Origin of the sequence: Mesorhizobium sp. M7A.F.Ca.CA.004.12.1.1 (genome assembly GCF_003997835.1) — a bacterium.
Taxonomy (GTDB): domain Bacteria; phylum Pseudomonadota; class Alphaproteobacteria; order Rhizobiales; family Rhizobiaceae; genus Mesorhizobium.
In genome coordinates this window covers 1-719 of sequence record NZ_RZRK01001393.1, presented here as the reverse complement: position 1 = coordinate 719, position 719 = coordinate 1, and the positions used below count along the sequence as shown (strand labels likewise).

The window sequence follows — 719 nt, the reverse complement described above, 5'->3', positions numbered from 1 at the left end:
GTCCCGGCCTTCTTGTCCTGGAGCTCCTTCGGCTGGGGAACGCGGCGCAACACGCTGCGCACCCTGGCCAGCACTTCGCGCAATTCGTAGGGCTTGACGATGTAATCGTCGGCACCGAGTTCCAGCCCGACGATGCGGTCGAGCGCGGTGCCGGCCGCTGTCGCATAGATGATGCCGATCGGCAGTTTCGAACGCAGCCAGCGGCCGAGCGAGAGGCCGTCCTCGCCCGGCATGGCGATGTCGAGAATGGCGAGATGGAACGATTGCGTTTCAACGAGGCTGCGCGCAGCGGCAGCACTTTCGGCGGTGGCCACCTCATAGCCGGCGGCGCCAAGATATTCGGCGACCGCGTCCCGTAGATCGGGCTCGTCCTCGACGATGACAATTCTTGCCCGCACGATGCTTTCGCTCCCACTTTCAGTGGAAAGTAGATTGGGTATAAACATCATGTCCAGCACTCATATCCGGGTTGCTAGGGAACGGTTGGAAAACATGGCTGCACGATCCGTCATTGCGCTCGTTTCGGTAGCCGAAGTGGTGGCGACCGAACTCGCCGACCATCTCGAGCGGCGCGGTCACGATGTGCATCAGGCGCGCCAGCCCTGGGAGGCCGAATCGCTGTTGTCGGGAAAGGGCATCGACGTCGTCGTCGTCGGCGACAGTCTCAGCCAGGCGGAGGGGCGGGACCTGCTCCGGCGTTATGGCGGCCAAGGTGGGGG

1 protein-coding gene and 1 pseudogene are annotated in these 719 nt (G+C 63.6%); one reads left to right on the top strand and one right to left on the bottom strand.

The genetic code is table 11. From position 1 onward, the window contains the following. A partial coding sequence (locus tag EN984_RS36625) for a response regulator (RefSeq protein ID WP_206517586.1) occupies positions 1–446 on the bottom strand: 446 nt, incomplete at its 3' end. Between the two features lie 46 nt (positions 447–492). Between EN984_RS36625 and EN984_RS36620 the strand changes: the two are divergent. Beyond that, positions 493–719 (top strand): annotated as a pseudogene (locus EN984_RS36620) (response regulator transcription factor); the annotation flags it as partial.